Annotated in this window: 16 protein-coding genes; 14 read left to right on the forward strand and 2 right to left on the reverse strand. The window is 35.5% G+C overall.

Annotation, left to right across the window (positions count from 1 at the left end; all coding sequences use genetic code 11):
- The first annotated feature begins 124 nt into the window (after window positions 1-124).
- From dapF to G7051_RS16120, 4 genes are all read left to right on the forward strand, one after another.
- The gene (dapF, locus tag G7051_RS16105; protein WP_166201886.1) at window positions 125-964 is read left to right on the forward strand and encodes a diaminopimelate epimerase; all 840 of its coding nucleotides are present in this window, start codon (window positions 125-127) and stop codon (window positions 962-964) included.
- Window positions 965-1024: 60 nt separating this feature from the next.
- Entirely contained in the window at window positions 1025-2257 is a 1233-nt protein-coding gene (locus G7051_RS16110; RefSeq protein ID WP_166201888.1) for an LL-diaminopimelate aminotransferase, read from the forward strand.
- Between the two features lie 30 nt (window positions 2258-2287).
- Window positions 2288-4474 (forward strand): glutamine synthetase III, encoded by a 2187-nt coding sequence (locus G7051_RS16115; RefSeq protein WP_166117124.1) that lies wholly within the window; start codon window positions 2288-2290, stop codon window positions 4472-4474.
- A gap of 91 nt (window positions 4475-4565) precedes the next feature.
- Window positions 4566-5117 carry a GNAT family N-acetyltransferase gene (locus G7051_RS16120; protein WP_166201890.1) on the forward strand — a complete coding sequence of 184 codons (552 nt, stop codon included), beginning with the start codon at window positions 4566-4568 and terminating at the stop codon, window positions 5115-5117.
- Between the two features lie 2 nt (window positions 5118-5119).
- On the opposite strand, the gene dnaB is transcribed toward G7051_RS16120, so the two are convergent.
- Together dnaB and G7051_RS16130 are read right to left on the reverse strand one after the other, a co-directional pair.
- Window positions 5120-6574 (reverse strand): replicative DNA helicase, encoded by a 1455-nt coding sequence (gene dnaB, locus G7051_RS16125; protein ID WP_166202869.1) that lies wholly within the window; start codon window positions 6572-6574, stop codon window positions 5120-5122.
- A gap of 285 nt (window positions 6575-6859) precedes the next feature.
- Complete coding sequence (locus G7051_RS16130; protein ID WP_166201892.1) at window positions 6860-7876, reverse strand: hypothetical protein; 1017 nt, start codon at window positions 7874-7876, stop codon at window positions 6860-6862.
- Window positions 7877-8106: 230 nt separating this feature from the next.
- On the opposite strand from G7051_RS16130, the gene tsaD reads away from it, so the two are divergent.
- The 10 genes from tsaD to argG all read left to right on the forward strand — a co-directional run bounded on the left by tsaD (window position 8107) and on the right by argG (window position 18492).
- Complete coding sequence (gene tsaD, locus G7051_RS16135) at window positions 8107-9123, forward strand: tRNA (adenosine(37)-N6)-threonylcarbamoyltransferase complex transferase subunit TsaD (RefSeq protein ID WP_166201894.1); 1017 nt, start codon at window positions 8107-8109, stop codon at window positions 9121-9123.
- Between the two features lie 10 nt (window positions 9124-9133).
- The gene (locus G7051_RS16140; RefSeq protein WP_166201896.1) at window positions 9134-9424 is read left to right on the forward strand and encodes a YciI family protein; all 291 of its coding nucleotides are present in this window, start codon (window positions 9134-9136) and stop codon (window positions 9422-9424) included.
- A 16-nt stretch (window positions 9425-9440) separates the two neighbouring features.
- A complete protein-coding gene (locus G7051_RS16145; protein WP_166201899.1) occupies window positions 9441-10109 on the forward strand; it encodes a hypothetical protein in 669 nt (222 codons plus the stop codon).
- 40 nt (window positions 10110-10149) lie between these two features.
- Window positions 10150-11382: a M48 family metallopeptidase gene (locus tag G7051_RS16150; protein ID WP_166201902.1), complete on the forward strand. Its 1233-nt coding sequence runs from the start codon at window positions 10150-10152 to the stop codon at window positions 11380-11382.
- The gene (locus tag G7051_RS16155; RefSeq protein WP_166201904.1) at window positions 11382-12410 is read left to right on the forward strand and encodes an acyltransferase; all 1029 of its coding nucleotides are present in this window, start codon (window positions 11382-11384) and stop codon (window positions 12408-12410) included. Before G7051_RS16150 ends, G7051_RS16155 begins: the two co-directional genes overlap by 1 nt.
- Before the next feature lie 31 nt (window positions 12411-12441).
- Window positions 12442-14778, forward strand: a complete 2337-nt coding sequence (locus tag G7051_RS16160; protein WP_166201906.1) for a glycoside hydrolase family 3 N-terminal domain-containing protein — start codon at window positions 12442-12444, stop codon at window positions 14776-14778.
- A gap of 95 nt (window positions 14779-14873) precedes the next feature.
- Window positions 14874-16013, forward strand: a complete 1140-nt coding sequence (locus G7051_RS16165) for a glycerate kinase (protein WP_166201908.1) — start codon at window positions 14874-14876, stop codon at window positions 16011-16013.
- A gap of 189 nt (window positions 16014-16202) precedes the next feature.
- A complete protein-coding gene (argR, locus tag G7051_RS16170) occupies window positions 16203-16661 on the forward strand; it encodes an arginine repressor (protein WP_166201910.1) in 459 nt (152 codons plus the stop codon).
- A 29-nt stretch (window positions 16662-16690) separates the two neighbouring features.
- On the forward strand, window positions 16691-17296 hold the full coding sequence (locus G7051_RS16175) for a GNAT family N-acetyltransferase (protein WP_255493265.1): 606 nt from the start codon (window positions 16691-16693) through the stop codon (window positions 17294-17296).
- Window positions 17293-18492, forward strand: coding sequence for an argininosuccinate synthase (gene argG / locus G7051_RS16180; RefSeq protein ID WP_166201912.1), 1200 nt, complete (start codon window positions 17293-17295; stop codon window positions 18490-18492). The genes G7051_RS16175 and argG overlap by 4 nt, the downstream gene beginning before the upstream one ends.
- Window positions 18493-18499 lie beyond the last annotated feature (7 nt).

Raw genomic sequence — 18499 nt, forward strand, 5'->3', positions numbered from 1 at the left:
TCTCAAAATGATATTTTTATTATAATAAACATAAAATTTACACATTAAATCTTGCGAGATTAAATAATTTATATCACTTTTGTAGTACGAAAAATATCAGACTAAAAAGTTGCTGTTTAAAAGGATGAAAAATTTGAAATTTACAAAGATGCATGGTGCCGGAAATGATTATATTTATGTCAATGGACTGGCTGAAAATATAGAAAATCCTTCTCAACTTGCAATAGATTTAAGCAACAGGAATTTCGGAATAGGATCAGATGGTCTTGTTCTTATATTGCCCTCAGATATTTGCGATTTTAGAATGCAAATGTTTAATTCTGACGGATCTGAAGCTGAAATGTGCGGAAACGCAACCCGATGTGTTGGCAAATATGTTTATGATAATAAACTGACCGATAGAAAAGAAATTACTTTAGAAACTAAAGCCGGAACAAAATACATTACTTTACTTGATGGAGATTCTAAAGCTCGTAAAGTAACTGTAGACATGGGAGAACCTATTCTGGATCCAACCTTAATCCCCGTAAATATTGCTCAAAAGCCCGTTCTCGAATATCCATTAAATATCGATGGCAAAGAATGGAAAATTTCTTGCGTATCTATGGGAAATCCGCACGCTGTAGTTTTTACAGAAGCAATCAAAGACTTTAATTTACCCGTATTAGGTCCAAAGTTTGAAACCAACCCAATATTTCCCCGTAAAACAAATACCGAATTTATAGAAGTTGTAGATCGCAATACTCTAAACATGCGTGTTTGGGAGCGTGGGGCAGGGGAAACCCTTGCTTGTGGAACAGGTGCTTGTGCTGCAGCTGTTGCAGCCATTTTAAATGGATATTGTGACAGAAAAATAAAAATACATCTATTAGGTGGAGATTTGGATATCGAATGGCGCGAAAGTAACAATCATGTCTACATGACAGGCGAAGCCGTAACTGTATTTGAAGGAACAATTTTATAAGGTCTCAGACCTTTTTATTGTTTTTAATTAAAAAATATACCAATAAAATAGTTAGTACAAATGGTATTAATAAACGAAAATTACACTAAACTACCGGGAAGTTATTTATTCTCGGAAATAGCTCGAAAAGTAAACGAATTTAAAGCAGCTAATCCAACAGCAGATGTTATACGTCTGGGTATTGGAGATGTAACCAAACCTCTTCCGAAAGCTTCTATCGAAGCTATGCATAAAGCCGTAGATGAAATGGCTTCTGCCGAAACATTCAGAGGATACGGACCTGAACAAGGTTATGATTTTCTTGTAAATAAAATTGTTGAAAACGATTATAAAGCACATGGTTTAGACATTCAAACTGATGAAGTATTTGTCAGCGACGGTTCTAAAAGTGACACCGGTAACATAGGCGATATTTTAGGTACTGATAATATTGTAGCTATCACTGATCCTGTATATCCTGTATACATCGATACAAATGTTATGGCAGGTCGTGCAGGCGACTTAGGAACAGACGGTAAGTGGAATAAAATTGTCTATTTGCCTTGCACTGCCGAGAATAACTTTGTGCCCGAATTACCAAAAACTAAGGTTGATATTATCTATTTGTGCTATCCAAACAACCCGTCGGGAACTACGCTTACTAAAAGTGAATTGAAAGTTTGGGTTGATTATGCTTTGGCAAACAAAGCTTTAATTTTATTTGATTCAGCATACGAAGCATATATAACAGAAGACGATGTACCTCATAGTATTTATGAAATAGAAGGTGCTAAAAAAGTCGCTATCGAATTTCGAAGCTTCTCTAAAACAGCCGGATTTACAGGAACACGTTGTGCTTATACCGTTGTACCTAAAGATTTAATGGCATACACAAGTAAAGGCGACGAAGTTTCTTTAAATAAATTATGGAATCGTCGTCATACAACTAAATTTAATGGCGTACCTTACGTAATCCAACGTGCTGCCGAAGCTTGCTATTCTCCCGAAGGAAAGAAACAAGTAAAAGATACAATCGAATATTATCTGAACAATGCGAGAATAATAAGAGAAGGTCTTACCGAGCAAGGATTAAAAGTATACGGAGGTATAAATTCTCCTTACATTTGGGTGAAAACTCCAAATGGAATGTCTTCCTGGGAATTCTTCGATTATCTTCTGAATGAACTGAATATTGTAGGGACACCCGGAGTAGGATTTGGACCCAGCGGAGAAGGATATCTGCGTCTGACCGCTTTTGGTACACTCGAAAATACAAAAGAAGCCGTTCTTCGATTAAAAAAAATAAAACTCTAAAATAACAAAACCCAATTAAACTAGCTTAATATGTCAAAGTTACGTTTTAAAGCTGTTGCTGCTGCCGCAAACAGAAAACCCATAGAGGTTGTGAAGCCTAAAGAAAAAACGTCAGCATACTTTGGAAACAAAGTTTTCAATCGTAAGACAATGATTCAATACTTGTCTAAAGCTACTTTCAAAGCTATAACCAAAGTTATTGATCAAGGAGAAGTTATAGACAGAGCAATAGCCGAGCATGTAGCTGCGGGTATGCGTATGTGGGCTTTAGAGAATGGAGCGACACATTATACTCACTGGTTCCATCCATTGACTGACGGTACTGCCGAAAAACACGATGCTTTTGTAGAGCATGACGGAAATGGTGGTATGATTGAAGAATTTAGTGGAAAAATATTAGCTCAACAAGAACCTGACGCATCGAGCTTCCCATCGGGAGGTCTTCGTAATACCTTCGAAGCCCGTGGATATTCGGCATGGGACCCATCTTCACCTGCATTTATCATTGGCGATACGCTATGTATACCAACTATATTTATATCATATACAGGAGAATCTCTTGACTATAAGACCCCTCTATTAAAATCTATATCAGCAGTAAGTAAAGCTGCGATGGAAGTATGTCATTACTTCGACCCTAAGGTTTCTAAAATATATTCCTTCTTAGGATGGGAACAAGAATACTTCCTTGTGGACGAAGATCTGTATGCTGCCCGTCCTGATTTAGCTTTAACTGGAAGAACTCTGATGAGTCACGAAAGTGCAAAGAATCAACAATTGGAAGATCATTATTTCGGATCAATCCCGCAACGTGTGTTGAAATTTATGGAAGACTTAGAATACCAATCGTATGAATTGGGTATTCCCGTAAAAACACGCCACAATGAGGTTGCACCTAATCAGTTTGAATTAGCTCCAATATATGAAGAATGTAATTTGGCGGTAGATCAAAACTTGTTGATTATGTCATTGATGGAAAAAATAGCACGTAATCACTCTTTCCGTGTTCTTCTTCACGAAAAACCATTCAAAGGCATCAATGGATCGGGAAAACATAATAACTGGTCGTTAGGTACAGATACAGGTGTTAATCTTCTTTCTCCGGGCAAGGATACTGAAGAAAACCTTCAATTTATTACATTCATTGTAAATATTTTAGCAGCAGTTCACAAAAATAATGCTCTTTTAAAAGCATCTATTTCTTCGGCAACTAATGCTCACCGTTTAGGTGCAAATGAAGCTCCTCCCGCAATTATCTCTGTATTCTTAGGAACACAAGTAAGTGATATCCTTGATAAATTTGAAAGCAGCAGTGTAAAAGACGCAATTGTTGTTGACGATAAAAAAGGAGTAAGTCTGGGTGTTGGTCAAATCCCTGAGATATTACTAGATAATACGGATCGTAACAGAACATCGCCTTTTGCATTTACAGGTAACCGTTTTGAGTTCAGAGCTGTAGGATCATCGGCAAACTGTGCTTCAGCAATGACTGCATTAAATGCTTCGGTAGCTGAACAATTGAGATTATTTAAAATAGAAGTAGACGCTCTTATCAATAAAGGTAAATCGAAAGAAGAAGCTTTATATGAGATCCTGAAAAAATACATCAAAGAATCGAGAGCTATCAGATTCAATGGTAATGGATACAGCGATGAGTGGAAAGTTGAAGCTAAAAAACGAGGCTTGGATTGCGAAACAAGTGTACCTGTTATCTATGACAGCTATACATCAAAGCAAAGTATCAAGACTTTTGCAAATATACTTTCTGAGGTAGAACTTCATGCACGTAATGAGGTGAAGTGGGAAACTTATGTGAAGAAAATTCAAATAGAATCGCGTGTTCTTGGAGATTTAGCTCTTAATCATATTATTCCTGTGGCAATTAAATACCAATCTATCCTGTTGGAAAATGTAGCGAACTTGCAAAAGATATTTACTGATCCTGCAAAATTCCAGGAGATGGCAGAAGAGCAAATCCGCTTAATCGAAAAAATTTCAGTTCATGTAAATGCAATCAATGCAAAAGTACATGGAATGATTGATGCTCGTAAAAAAGCAAACAACATAGAAAGCGAACGCGAAAAAGCTATTGAATATCATGATGTAGTAGCTCCATTCTTAGACGAAATCCGCTATCCGATTGATAAGCTTGAGCTTATTGTCGATAATGATATGTGGACTCTTCCTAAGTACAGAGAGTTATTATTTTTAAGATAATACTTCTTTAAGTTATATAAAAAGGCTATCTTAATAAATTAAGGTAGCCTTTCTTTTTCTCTATTCTTTGATTAACCAACACTGAAAAAATATGCTTACACACTGCGGAACAAAATCAATCGAATCCGAAAATCTAATTCTAAGACAATTTTCCTATAATGACAACAAAGATATGCTTGATTATTGGGTTAGTGATCCCAATATACAGTCGATGTATTCAGAACCTATATACACAACCGAAGAAGAAGTAAAAGAATTATTAGACAAATATATAACGTCGTATTCTCAAGACTCTTATTACAGATGGGCAATTATAGAAAAGTCAACTCAAATTTGTATCGGGCAAATAGCCTTTTTTCTGGTAGACAGTAAAAACCATTTTGGAGAAATAGAATACTGTATAGGAAGTAAATTTCACCGTAAAGGATATGCTTCCGAAGCTGTAAAAGCTATTCTAAAATATGGATTCGAAAAGATTAATTTCCACAAAATACAGGTTTGCCACAAAGAAAATAACATAGCATCACAAGGGGTAATCAAAAAAGCAGGCTTCAAATATGAAGGCACACTTAGAGATTACTTTTATATGGATGATAAGTATGTCAGTCGATTATATTATTCTCTTTTAAAAAGTGAATGGTGAAATTAAAATGGAACAACATCATTTCCTGACATCGGAGGAAAACTCTCTGCGGAAGGAGTTGCACTCATTTTCGACATGAATTGTGCTCCGTCTGCATTGTATTCGTCTTCCACATTTTGGAAACGGGCAAATTCACTTTTGAATCGAAGTAAAACGTCTGCGGTTGCACCATTACGGTGTTTTGCGATGATAATTTCGGCAAGCCCGATTAATGAATTTCCTTTTTCATCTTCCAGTATCTTATAATATTCAGGACGGTGTATAAAACATACCATATCCGCATCCTGCTCAATAGCTCCCGACTCACGAAGGTCGGATAACTGTGGTCGCTTTCCTTCTATGCCTGTACGGCCTTCAACTCCACGATTCAGCTGCGAAAGAGCTATAATAGGAATATTCAACTCCTTAGCCAAACCTTTAAGCGAACGTGAAATCATACTCACCTCCTGCTCACGGCTACCATAAGCCATACCACTAGCATTCATCAACTGCAAATAGTCAATAATAAGCATTTTAACCCCATGCTCACGAACTAGTCGGCGTGCTTTGGTTCTTAATTCGAATACCGACAAACTGGGAGTATCATCAATGAATAGGGGAGCATCGTATAGTTCTTTTATCTTGAAGTCAAGTTGTTCCCATTCATAAGGAGCTAGCTGACCATTCTTTATTTTTTCACCGGGAATTTCACAGGTATTTACAATCAAACGATTCACCAACTGAACATTTGACATCTCCAGAGAGAATAATGCTACAGGATAGTTATAGGTCACTGACATATTTTTCGCCATCGACAAAACGAATGCAGTCTTACCCATCGCAGGACGAGCCGCTATAATAATCAAGTCGGAGTTTTGCCAACCTGATGTAATTTTATCTAAATTATTAAAGCCTGTTTGTAATCCACTTAACCCCTCAGGACGATTAGCCGCTATTTCCAGTAACTGAAGAGCTTCCTTTATAACAGGGTTAATTTGTTGTACATCTTTTTTTACATTGCCTTGAGACATTTCGAACAACTTACTCTCGGCTTCCTGCATTAAGTCATCTACATCAAACGTTTCATCAAAAGCCTTATTCGTTATTTCCGAAGAAAACCCGATCAATTCGCGGGCAAGGTATTTTTGAGCTATAATACGGGCATGGAACTCAATATGTGCAGCAGATGCTACTTTTTCGGTTAGTTGGGCAATATATACAGGACCTCCAACAGCATCTAACTCTCCCGTTTTCTTTAATTCTTCAACTACAGTCAACATATCTACGGGAGCCTGTTTTGATATCAGGCTCACAATTGCACGATATACAATCTGATGTATAGTGTCATAGAAACTATCAGGTTTTAAAATATCACTTACTACAGAATATGCATCTTTTTCGAGCATAAGTGCACCTAAAACAGCTTCTTCTAACTCTCTCGCCTGTGGCTGAATACGTCCGATCTCCGGACTTTGCATTGTATTATCTTTGGATCGGCCTCCTTTACGCTGCTGACCTTTCTTATTGTTATCCATAATGAGTTTTACCTAAGGTCTCAGACCTCTTTATTAATAGGGGAGATACAACAATAGAATTGTTATACCGTAAACATATATCAGTAAATATTATCTGTTATCAAAGATACTTTAGATACATTAAATTTGCTCGTATAAAAAGAGAAAGTTATCAACACCAATTGTCAATAACTTTCTATATATTTTTTATAATTTCAGCTAAATATCAAAATAATAAGTATCTAATTTTTAAGGATTATATTTAGATTGCTTTAGAATAGTCTGCATATTCACCTCTGTTATTATTTCATCTAAAGAAGCTCCGGTGTTTTCGGCATATGCTTTGACTATCTGCCAACCTATCCAAGCACCTAATCTTCCCGGTGAATCGGTCGAAATTGTAGCTGTATAAGGAGCATCATCCATATACTTTAATATGGTCAAATAATCTGTACTAAAAAGATAATTCTGATTAATCGTTGTTTTCCAGATTTCTTTCTCTTTACCTTTACTCCATTCCAATTGCAGTGGTGTATAACCTATTAAGTCAGCTTCGCTCCAATTAGGTAAAAGTATTTGAAGGGCATAAAGAGTCTTACCTTCGTTTATCATTTCAGACAATAAATCCTTACGTTTGTTGGATGTTGGTATCTCATTGATAACCCAAGCTTTAAGATAATCACGGGTAATCATCTCGGGTTTCATCTGCTGACGCTGATATTCTTCAAAGAAATCTTTGTAACCCGAATAATTACTTCCTAAATATTTATCGATAGATATGGAGATAAAATCACTTAGTACTATCGTATTAGCCTTAAAACCTGAAACATGCATTCCTAATTGAGGTAATCGTTTTCCGTTCCAGTTTTTTTGAATGAGTTGATCTGCAATAGATAATTCTTGTTCATAAGGTTGTACAACCTTGAATGTATCCAAAGCATCCTTGTAAATTTGGGCTAGCATCGGATTTGAAAAATAATCTCTTACCTCAGAAAAATAAGATGCATCATTGACATTCGAATTATTTATAGCTACAGTACTGAAAGCCTCTAAAAAATTTCCATATGATACAATCAAAGAGTCCTGTTTTTGAGAAGACGGACTCAATAAATATGCATACAAATCCTTATCAAAACGCTTAATATTGACTAAATCGCTCTGATTTTGTACAAATGCAACGTCATCCCTCTGTTTACTATTGCCGGTGCAACTATACAATGATGATAATGAAATGAAGAAGAGGTATAAAGTAATGACATATCTCATATATATTTAATAATCAGTGTAAAATTACTATGCGAGGCAAAGTTAAATATTTTTTTTAATTAAAGATGATACTTTATATAAAAAAAGGTCTCTTTGACACTTACTAAGAAATAGCCTGATAAGTAATCAATTATATTAAAACGAACTACCGTGAAGGCTATTTTAGTATTTGAAAAACAGAAATAAACCTATACATTTGTATAACTATTTCATTAAAGATAATAACTATTATGATCAATATATTAGGCATAGAATCATCGTGTGATGATACTGCCGCTGCTGTAATACAAGACGGGGTTTTACTCTCAAATATCATATCAAGCCAAAAGGTACACGAAAGTTATGGAGGGGTTGTTCCCGAATTAGCTTCACGAGCTCATCAACAAAATATTATTCCGGTAGTAGATGAAGCTTTAAAAAAAGCAGGCATATCCAGAGAAGAATTAACTGCAATTGCTTTTACCCGTGGTCCCGGGCTTATGGGCTCTCTATTGGTAGGCACATCTTTTGCCAAAGGTTTATCCACAGCTTTAAATATACCTATGATTGATGTAAATCATTTGCAGGCTCATGTTTTAGCTCATTTTATAAAAGAAGACAAAGATGATGATAATCAACCCTCTTTTCCTTTTTTATGCTTGTTAGTTTCAGGAGGAAACTCTCAAATTATAGTTGTTAAATCTCACAAAGAAATGGAGATTATCGGACAAACTATTGATGATGCTGCCGGAGAAGCTTTTGATAAATGTGCAAAAGTAATGGGATTAGGTTATCCCGGAGGCCCCATTGTCAATAAGCTGGCTAATCTAGGTAATCCCGATAAATTTAAATTTAACAAACCTCATATACAGGGGTACGATTATAGTTTTAGTGGATTAAAAACCTCTTTCTTATACTTTCTTAGGGATGAACTTAAGAATGACCCTGACTTTATAGAAAAGAACAAAGAGGACTTATGTGCATCACTGCAAAAAACAATTATTGATATTTTAATGGATAAACTGCGTAAAGCCGCAAAAGATTTAAACATTAAAGAAGTGGCAGTAGCAGGTGGAGTTTCGGCAAACTCAGGATTAAGAGACGCTTTTGAAGATCACGCTCAACGTTTGGGGTGGAAAATTCATATACCTAAATTCGGTTATACAACCGACAATGCTGCTATGGTAGCTATATCGGGTCATTACAAGTATTTAGATAATGAATTTTGTCCTATGGATGCTGCTCCATTTGCGAGGGTAACCGTTTAAAAAACAGATTATGTTTATAGTTATTCTAACCTATAAAGTACCTCTTGAAGAAATTGAGGCTCATTTAGAAAATCATATTACCTATTTAAAAGAGCAATATAAAGCAGGTAACTTTTTAGCTTCAGGAAGAAGAATTCCCCGATCGGGAGGAATTATATTAGCTAAAACTGCTGAGAAATCGGAACTCGAATTAATATTACAGCAAGATCCTTTTAAACAGAATAATCTTGCAGACTATGAACTCATAGAGTTTTCGCCCTCTATGACCTGTAAAGAATTAGACTTTTTAATTGAACACTAACACTGAAAAATTATTTATGAGCGACAAGGAATTTGACGAAATTCACGATTACGATTATAATAAAGGCTTTGAAGAATCGTATATCACCAGAAGTGAAATAACTATTGATAATCATCAATCTGATATTTCATCTCCAAGTGAGCCTGAAACAACGAGTCGATCGATGTTCCCCAATCAAAACGAAAATACTAGTTCTAATGTATTCGATAATGAAGCTACAATGAACATGATTCAAGAAAATGTAGTGAATAGTATTGGTATTGAAGAACTAAGGGAACAGCAAAATTTCCCGTTAGGGTTGATAGGAGGTGTCCTAGCTTCGTTTTTATGTATATTTATTTGGGCATTAATTACGGTTTTAACCAAATGCCAAATAACCTACATGGCAATAGGAGTGGGGTTTGCAGTCGGGTTTTCTATTCAAAAACTAGGAAAAGGAATTACTCCGGTTTATGGCATTCTGGGAGCAGTATTGGCTTTATTGACTTGTTTTGTTGGTAATTTCCTAAGCTCAGTTTGTCTAATAGCAGATGAATTGAATTATAGTTATAGTGAAATGTTTTCGAGTCTGGATGTTAACACCTCAATCTTGATTATAAAAGAAACTTTTCAGTTTATGGATATTATATTTTATGGTATTGCAATCTATACCGGATATCTATGTTCTGTAAAGAGTGAGTCTTAATAAATACCAAGCTCCCATTAATAAAGTACACCAATTATATATGATATATTACACCATCCTATTATTTGTTATTCTTGATTTTATCTGGACTCAATATCTGGCATATCGAAATAGAAAGCGAATGAGTCCAAACATTCCTGAGCAATTGATAGGAATATATGACCAAGAGAAATACGAAAAACAACAAGCATATCAAAAAGAAAATAGCCGGATGGGATTATTTTCGGGATTAATCTCGTTTATAATAATTCTTCTGATTCTTATATTTCAAGGATTTGGTTGGTTAGATCAATATGTAAGAGCATACACTGACAATATGATTTTTGTATCCCTTATTTTTATTGGTATCCTATATGTTGGTAATGAAATCATTTCACTTCCATTTTCTCTTTATGATACTTTTGTTATTGAGAAAAAATATGGATTCAATAAATCCACTCCTAAATTATTTTGGATGGATCAGCTCAAAAGCTTAGTCCTTTCTATAATTTTAGGAGGCGTAATATTATCCTTATTGATTTGGTTTTACGGTAGTTTTGGGAATTATGCATGGTTATATGCTTGGGGGCTTGTAACAGCATTTACTTTATTTATAACTTTCTTTTATTCCAATATTATTGTACCTCTCTTCAACAAACAAACTCCATTAGAAGCAGGAGAGTTGCGAAATGCTATTGAAGAATTTTCAGACAAAGCAGGCTTTGATCTTACAAATATCTATGTAATGGATGCTTCGAAGCGATCAACCAAAGCCAATGCTTACTTCACGGGGTTAGGCAGTAAAAAACGTATTGTACTATTTGATACTTTAATAAACGACCTTTCTACAAACGAGATTGTTGCTGTATTGGCACACGAAATAGGTCACTATAAGAAAAAGCATATTATTCAGCATCTTATAACTTCTATATTATATACAGGTGCTTTACTTTTTATACTTTCATTCTTTTTAAGCAGCACTGATCTGGCTTTATCATTAGGAAGTAATATTCCGTCATTCCATTTGGGGATTATAGCCTTCTCAATTCTGTTTACGCCTATATCTATCATATTAGGATTGTTGATGAATATATCGAGCCGAAAGAATGAATATGAAGCCGATGCTTATGCTGCCGGTTTTGGTTTAGGAGATTCTTTAATCAGCGGTCTGAAAAAACTGTCGGTAGAAGCTCTTAGCAATCTGAATCCCGATCCTTGGAATGTATTCATTTACTATTCACACCCCACACTTTTGCAACGTATCGAACGACTAAAGAGCGATAAAGAATCATAATGAATAAAATTACCAGAATAGAGGCTCTTAGAGGATTTGTTGCAATATATGTAACCTTTGCTCATGTTTTCCATGATAGGTCTTATGCTTTGGCTGAGTATAATTTTATTTGGAACTTTGGCGATCTAGGTGTTGCAATATTTTTTGTCATATCAGGTTTTGTTATCCAATTATCATATGAACGTTCTAAAGACAAATCGTTTAAATCTTATTTTTTCAAACGTTTCTTTAGAATATACATTCCGTTGATACTCGTGTTTATAGCCAATTACTTTGTACAGTTAATCGAATTTGGAGTCGAGGGTTTTACTCTGCCCCGATTAATTACCAATCTCTTGATGCTTCAAAATACTAATCAGCCGGATTCTATATTTGCTCCTCTTTTTAATAACGGACCTTTGTGGTCTCTGGCATACGAATGGTGGTATTATATGATTTTTTTCTTTATCATAAATAAAATAAAAGATAAGACTAAAACTTCAGCTATTATTTATTCTTTAGGCATCATATCCAGTATATTATATCAGTTTTATCCTGTTTTTATAGTACAATTGCTAATAGATATGGTTATTTGGTGGTTTGGAGTAGATTTGGCCAGACTATATTTATCCAATAAGAAAATATCCTTTGTTAATTTAAAATATCCACTGTTAGTACTACTTGCCAGTGTTTTAATTATTACTTTCACTGAACCTACTGAGGGAAAAGAGTTCTTATTTAATACACATCTTTGGAGAGGATTAATCGCTATAATAATAGGTTTATTATGGTATAAAGCAAATTGGAAATTCTTTGATAAAACAATAGGACTCTTTCTTCCCTTTGCAAGTATATCGTATGTAATATATATTTCTCATTGGTTTCTCGTTCATGAAGCAACTTTCTTGCATTTCTTATTCGGAAGAAGCCGATTAGTTTATCTGGTATATTTCGTAATTTGCCTTATTTTTAGTTATCTGGTAGAAAAGATAATTTACCCGAAACTTAATACGTTTTTTATGGGTAAAATTTTCCCTGTGAAGAAATAAAGATTACATAATCATTAAATAATATTATCCGATGAAATTCACTTTATTACTTTTATGTGTAGCTCTTTCCTTTGGGCACACATATTCGCAACCCAAGTATAAAAATCCCAAACTAAGTGCTGAAGAACGGACTCAGGATCTGGTTAGCCGAATGACTTTGGAAGAAAAAGTAGGTCAACTTCTCTGTCCTTTAGGATGGGAAATGTATGAAAAACAAGGTAATAAAGTTACTCAATCAAAAAAGTTTGAAGATATTGTAAAAGAAAGACAGATTGGTATGCTATGGGCAACTTTCAGAGCAGACCCCTGGACTCAAAAAACATTGGAAAATGGATTAAATCCAACACAGGCAGCCGAAGCAGGAAATGCACTTCAAAAATATATAATAGAAAACACACGCTTAGGAATTCCTATTTTCTTGGCTGAAGAATGTCCTCATGGACACATGGCTATCGGAACAACTGTTTTTCCGACAGCAATAGGTCAAGCAGCAACTTGGAATCCTGAACTTTTAACCAAAATGAGTTCTACGATTACAAAGGAAGCTCGTTTACAAGGTTCTCATATCGGATATGGTCCGGTATTGGACTTAGCCAGAGAACCTCGCTGGTCTCGTACCGAAGAAACTTATGGTGAAGACCCTGTCCTTATAGCTCACATGGGCGAAGCATTTGTAAAAGGTTTTGGAAGCGGTGATTTGAGTAAAGAAAACAGCCTTATATCAACACTTAAACACTTTGTTGCTTACGGTGTACCAGAAGGCGGACATAATGGAAATCCCAACAGTGTTGGAATGAGAGATCTTAAGGAGAATTACTTGCCTCCTTTCCAAGCAGCAGTAAAAGCAGGTGCATTATCTGTAATGACAGCTTATAACTCTGTGGATGGTATTCCTTGTACATCTAATGAATACCTGTTAAAAGATATACTTCGTAAAGAGTGGGGATTCAAAGGCTTTACTGTTTCCGATCTAGGTAGTATCGAAGGTCTGAAAGGTAGTCACCATGTTGTGGAAACTATCCAAGATGCAGCTATATTATCTGCAAATGCCGGATTGGATGTCGATTTGGGTGGAAATGCTTTCTTTCTATTGATTGATGCAGTGAAGAATAATAGGATAAAAGAATCGGTTATTGATGATGCTGTAAGCCATGTTCTTAGATTAAAATTCGAAATGGGTCTTTTTGAAAATCCTTATGTGGATGTGAAAAAAGCCGCCGGAAATGTAAGAAATCAAGAGCATATCAATTTGGCTCGTAAAGTAGCACAGGAATCAATTACCCTTCTAAAGAATGAGAGTAATATTTTACCTCTAAACAAGAACCTCAAAAAAGTGGCAGTTATTGGACCTAATGCCGATAATATCTACAATCAATTAGGAGATTATACAGCTCCTCAGGAGAGAAATAACATAAAGACGGTATTAGACGGGATAAAATCGAAACTGAATGCTACTCAAATAGAATATGTAAAAGGAACCGCAATCAGAGATACTACTAATTTAGAGATTGAAGAAGCTGTTGCTGTCGCAAAACGAGCTGATGTTGCCATAGTTGTTGTTGGTGGATCGAGTGCCCGTGACTTTAAAACAAAGTATATTGATACAGGAGCTGCAGTTGCATCAAAAGACAACATCAGTGATATGGAGAGTGGAGAGGGTTACGACAGAGCTTCATTGGATTTGATGGGAAAACAACTCGATTTATTAAAAGCTGTAAAAGCCACCGGAACGCCAATCATTGTAGTCTACATTGAAGGTCGCCCATTAAATATGAATTGGGCTGATGAAAATGCAAATGCACTTCTTACAGCGTGGTATCCGGGACAAGAGGGAGGAAATGCCATCGCTGATATTCTCTTTGGAGACTATAATCCGGCTGGTCGCCTGCCTATTTCTGTGCCACGTTCAGTAGGTCAACTTCCGGTATATTATAACAAAAAGAATCCCAAAGGACACGATTATGTAGAAATGTCGGAAGCTCCGCTTTATCCTTTTGGATTTGGTTTAAGTTATACTTCTTTTGAATATAGTAATCTGAATATACGCAAAGTAAATAACACGAGTTATGTTGCTGAATTTACAGTAACAAATGCAGGTAATTTTGACGGTGATGAAGTAGCTCAATTATATATAAGAGATGAAGTCGCATCGACGGTTCGCCCCGTAAAACAATTGAAACATTTTGCACGTATTAATTTGAAAAAAGGAGAAAGTAAAAAAATATCTTTCGAACTTTCTGAAAACGATTTTACAATCATCGATCAGAGAATGAACCGTATTGTTGAACCCGGAAAATTCACAATAATGATAGGTTCTTCATCCGAGGATATAAAATTAAAAGACATAATAAATATCGAAAATATTTAAACGATTTAATAAATCATTATTGATAAGCTCCGTAAGTAAATTATTTACGGAGCTTTTTTATTAACTTTATACTTATATCCATCTATAAAATACCCATGAAAAATCTAACATTTGTTTTAGCACCCGACTCGTTCAAAGGTTCGATGACAGCGCAAGAAGTATGCGATGCTATGGAAAAAGGTATAAGAAAAGTCCTTCCCGAAGCAACTTGCATTAAAGTTCCAATGGCTGATGGGGGAGAAGGCACTGTTCAATCCTTAGTAGATGCAACAAAAGGGAAGATCTACGAACTGGAAGTAATGGGGCCATTAAGCTTTCCTGTTCAGGCTCAATACGGAATATTAGGAGACAAAAAAACAGCTGTTATCGAAATGGCTTCGGCAAGTGGCATCCAATACATAAACAAAAAGACCCGGAATCCATTAATAACCACAACTTATGGAACAGGTCAATTAATAAAAGAATGCTTAAAAAAAGGTGTTTCTAAAATTATTCTGGGTATTGGAGGTAGTGCAACTAATGATGGTGGAGCTGGGCTTGCTCAAGCATTAGGGATGCGATTTCTAGACAAACATAATAATGAATTACCGTTCGGCGGAGCTGCTCTATCTCAATTAGAGAAAATTGATTTATCAAACTTAGATGCTCGCTTACATAATGTTGAAATTGAAGTTGCCTGCGATGTAACCAATCCTCTGTGCGGAGAGACGGGAGCATCAAAAGTATTTGGCCCTCAAAAAGGAGCGACAACTGATATGGTAGATATTTTAGATAAAGCACTTTGTCGTTATGCTGAGATAATAAAATGTCAGCTAGGTAAAGACATATCAAATATTTCCGGTGCAGGGGCGGCAGGAGGTCTTGGAGCCGGTCTTCTTGCATTCACCAATGCTAAATTAGAACGAGGTGTAAATATCGTCATCAATTATACCAATCTGAAAGAAATTATCAAAAAAGCAGATTTTGTATTCACGGGAGAAGGAGGCATTGATTTCCAGACACAATACGGAAAAACACCTTATGGAGTTGCTCAAGTCGCTAAATCAGAAAACAAAAAAGTAATTGCTATTGCCGGTTATATAGGCAAAGGTATTGATCAGTTATATGATTGTGGATTTGATGCAATTCTAGGAATTTTGTCACAAGCTACATCTTTGGAAGAAGCTCTATTAAAAGGTAAAGAGAACGTGGAGCGAACTATTGAAAATGTAGTCCGCATACTTCTTTTGAGATAAAATCTATAGCAATAGCAAATATTTAATGATACATTCTAAAACCACAGCCATTTATTGTATTTAAACTTAACAAAGCCATAAATAGCTTTGCGAACTCAATACTATGCTCCAACAAAAAATATATCCTCAAAATGTTTGAATATACAATATTATGTATAAATTTGCATCATAAATGTATATTTATTCAAAATGGGAAAGAAAAACCGACATACCACCATCAAAGAAATTATATTATCTGAAGATATAACCAACCAGGATATGCTTCTGAATGCTTTGATAAATAAGGGGTTTGATGTGACACAAGCAACACTTTCCCGTGACATTAAAGAACTGAAAATAATAAAAGCACCTACATCAAGAGGTAGCTATGCTTATCAATTGGCTGATGCAGTTGTAAATTCTCAAGACAATATGATGCCTTTGTCATCTTTTGGATTTTTGAGCATCGAATTTTCAGGACAATTGGCTGTAATCAAAACACGTCCCGGATATGCTATGGCAATTGCAGGGGAAATAGACTCGAAAGCTAACCAAACAATAATAGGAACTGTAGCAGGAGACGATACCATTTTATTAATACCCAAAGATAATATCAGTAGGGAAGAGGTATTGGCATCACTTTCCTCATTTATTCCAAATATGAAATGATCAACAACGTTTTATCGATAGATAAAAAAATGAAAGAAGAATTAGAACCAGAAATAACTATCGAAATAGCCAGCGATAAACATATTCAATATGTTCAGACTATATTAGATACAATTGAAGCTGCAGCAAAAGTGCGTGGTACAGGTATAGCCAAAAGATCGCCCGAATACGTTGAGCTTAAAATGAAAGAAGGCAAATCGATTATCGCACTTGCCGGAGACGAATTTGCCGGTTTCTGTTATATCGAAACTTGGGGTAATAAACAATTTGTAGCCAACTCAGGACTAATAGTTGTAGACAAATTTAGAGGACATGGTTTAGCTAAGCGTATTAAACAAATGGCTTTTGCACTTTGTCGTCACCGATTTCCGGATGCTAAAGTTTTTGGTTTGACATCAGGTGCTGCTGTTATGAAAATTAATACAGACTTAGGATATGTGCCTGTAACTTTCGCTCAATTAACGGATGATGAAGCTTTCTGGAGAGGTTGTCAAGGATGTGTAAACTATGACGTACTGACTCGTACCGACCGCAAATATTGTATTTGTACAGCCATGCTTTATGATCCTAAAACTCATGAGGACAAACCCGAAATTAAAGATTTACTGAAAAAATTAAAAGATACTGACAAATGAAAAAGAAAGTCGTTTTAGCTTTTAGTGGAGGATTAGATACTTCATTTTGTGCCAAATACTTATCGGAAGAAAAAGGATACGAAGTATATACAGCCATAGCTAATACCGGAGGCTTTTCGCCGGACGAACTAAAGGTAGTTGAAGAAAAAGCCTATAGATTAGGTGCAGTAAAACATGTAACACTGGATGTAACGCAAGAATATTATGACAAAAGCATCAAATACATGGTTTTTGGAAATGTTCTGAGAAACGGAACTTATCCTATTTCAGTAAGTTCAGAACGTATATTTCAAGCAATAGCTATTATTAATTATGCGAAAGAAATAGGTGCTGATGCTGTTGCACATGGTAGTACTGGTGCAGGTAACGATCAAGTACGTTTCGATTTGACTTTCGATGTATTAGCACCCGAAATAGAAATCATAACTCCAACACGTGATATGATTCTTACCCGTGAGTATGAGATTGATTATCTTAAAAAACACGGTTATGAAGCAGATTTCACTAAAATGGAATACTCTATAAATAAAGGTCTCTGGGGAACAAGTATTGGTGGAAAAGAGACTTTGAAGTCGAACCAAACTTTACCAGAAGAAGCTTATCCTTCTCAATTGACAAAGAAAGAACCTGAAATTCTTACAATAGATTTTGAACAAGGGGAAATTGCAGGCGTAAACGGAAAAAAATACACCAATAAAATAGAGGCAATCAACAAAATCGAAGAAATAGCTTCGGCTTTTGCAATAGGTCGTGATATGCATATTGGTGATACAATTATAGGAATAAAAGGACGTGTAGGCTTTGAAGCTGCTGCTCCTTTGGTAATTATCAATGCACATAAAATGCTCGAAAAGCATACTCTTACCAAATGGCAACAATATTGGAAAGAGCAATTAGGTAACTGGTATGGAATGTTTCTACACGAAGCACAATATCTTGAACCTGTAATGCGTGACATTGAGGCTTTTCTAACCAGCTCTCAGAAAAATGTAACAGGTACAGTAACTATAAAATTGATGCCTTATCATTATGTTTTAGTGGGTGTTGACAGCGAATTCGATTTAATGAAGGCTGACTTTGGAGAATATGGAGAAATAAATAAAGCATGGACTTCTGATGATGCAAAAGGTTTTACTAAAATTTACTCTATTCCTACAAAAGTATTTCACAGTGTTCAAAAGAAAAACGGAAAGTAATTTACTT

It is taken from the genome of Dysgonomonas sp. HDW5B (assembly GCF_011299335.1).
Lineage (GTDB): Bacteria > Bacteroidota > Bacteroidia > Bacteroidales > Dysgonomonadaceae > Dysgonomonas_A.

Excerpts from the sequence above, each read along its gene's own strand:
- G7051_RS16120 (WP_166201890.1), top strand. The coding sequence starts at position 4,566 with ATGCTTACACACTGCGGAACAAAATCAATCGAATCCGAAAATCTAATT.
- G7051_RS16165 (WP_166201908.1), top strand. The coding sequence starts at position 14,874 with ATGAAAAATCTAACATTTGTTTTAGCACCCGACTCGTTCAAAGGTTCG.
- G7051_RS16145 (WP_166201899.1), top strand. The coding sequence starts at position 9,441 with ATGAGCGACAAGGAATTTGACGAAATTCACGATTACGATTATAATAAA.
- G7051_RS16175 (WP_255493265.1), top strand. The coding sequence starts at position 16,691 with ATGAAAGAAGAATTAGAACCAGAAATAACTATCGAAATAGCCAGCGAT.
- argR (WP_166201910.1), top strand. The coding sequence starts at position 16,203 with ATGGGAAAGAAAAACCGACATACCACCATCAAAGAAATTATATTATCT.
- G7051_RS16150 (WP_166201902.1), top strand. The coding sequence starts at position 10,150 with ATGATATATTACACCATCCTATTATTTGTTATTCTTGATTTTATCTGG.
- G7051_RS16115 (WP_166117124.1), top strand. The coding sequence starts at position 2,288 with ATGTCAAAGTTACGTTTTAAAGCTGTTGCTGCTGCCGCAAACAGAAAA.
- G7051_RS16110 (WP_166201888.1), top strand. The coding sequence starts at position 1,025 with ATGGTATTAATAAACGAAAATTACACTAAACTACCGGGAAGTTATTTA.
- G7051_RS16140 (WP_166201896.1), top strand. The coding sequence starts at position 9,134 with ATGTTTATAGTTATTCTAACCTATAAAGTACCTCTTGAAGAAATTGAG.
- G7051_RS16160 (WP_166201906.1), top strand. The coding sequence starts at position 12,442 with ATGAAATTCACTTTATTACTTTTATGTGTAGCTCTTTCCTTTGGGCAC.
- dnaB (WP_166202869.1), bottom strand. The coding sequence starts at position 6,574 with ATGCAAAGTCCGGAGATCGGACGTATTCAGCCACAGGCGAGAGAGTTA.
- tsaD (WP_166201894.1), top strand. The coding sequence starts at position 8,107 with ATGATCAATATATTAGGCATAGAATCATCGTGTGATGATACTGCCGCT.
- argG (WP_166201912.1), top strand. The coding sequence starts at position 17,293 with ATGAAAAAGAAAGTCGTTTTAGCTTTTAGTGGAGGATTAGATACTTCA.
- G7051_RS16155 (WP_166201904.1), top strand. The coding sequence starts at position 11,382 with ATGAATAAAATTACCAGAATAGAGGCTCTTAGAGGATTTGTTGCAATA.
- dapF (WP_166201886.1), top strand. The coding sequence starts at position 125 with ATGAAAAATTTGAAATTTACAAAGATGCATGGTGCCGGAAATGATTAT.
- G7051_RS16130 (WP_166201892.1), bottom strand. The coding sequence starts at position 7,876 with ATGAGATATGTCATTACTTTATACCTCTTCTTCATTTCATTATCATCA.